Origin of the sequence: Arthrobacter cavernae, from assembly GCF_017368795.1 — a bacterium.
In the GTDB taxonomy this organism is placed as follows: domain Bacteria; phylum Actinomycetota; class Actinomycetes; order Actinomycetales; family Micrococcaceae; genus Arthrobacter; species Arthrobacter cavernae.
The window spans coordinates 1-658 of the sequence record NZ_JAFNLL010000131.1; the positions used below are offsets into that span (position 1 = coordinate 1).

A 658-nucleotide genomic window follows, 5' to 3' on the forward strand; every position below is an offset into this window, starting at 1 on the left:
CCGGTCATGGCCAAGGCCCGCATCGGCCACTTCGTCGAGGCGCAGGTCCTGCAGTCCCTCGGTGTCGACTACATCGACGAGTCCGAGGTCCTGACCCCGGCCGACTACGTCAACCACATCGACAAGTGGAACTTCAAGGTTCCCTTCGTCTGCGGTGCCACGAACCTCGGTGAGGCCCTGCGCCGCATCAACGAGGGCGCGGCCATGATCCGCTCCAAGGGCGAGGCCGGCACCGGCGATGTCTCCAACGCCACGGGCCACATGCGCCAGATCCGTGCCGAGATCGCCAAGCTCGCGGCCCTGCCGGAAGACGAACTGTACGTCGCCGCGAAGGAACTGCAGGCACCGTACGAACTGGTCAAGGAAGTTGCCGCTTCCGGCAAGCTCCCCGTGGTGCTCTTCACCGCCGGCGGCATTGCCACCCCGGCTGACGCTGCCATGATGATGCAGCTCGGCGCCGACGGCGTGTTCGTCGGTTCCGGCATCTTCAAGTCCGGCAACCCGGCACAGCGCGCCGCCGCCGTCGTGAAGGCCACCACCTTCTTCGACGACGCCGACGTCATCGCCAAGGTCTCCCGCGGCCTGGGCGAAGCCATGGTCGGCATCAACGTGGACGAGATCCCGCAGCCGCACCGCCTCGCCGAGCGCGGCTGGTAGG

General features: G+C 67.5%; 1 protein-coding gene. It reads left to right on the plus strand.

What is annotated here, in order from left to right:
• Window positions 1-657 (plus strand): beta/alpha barrel domain-containing protein (locus J1902_RS19115; protein WP_207617938.1); only part of this gene is annotated, 657 nt, incomplete at its 5' end.
• Between the last annotated feature and the right edge of the window lies 1 nt (window position 658).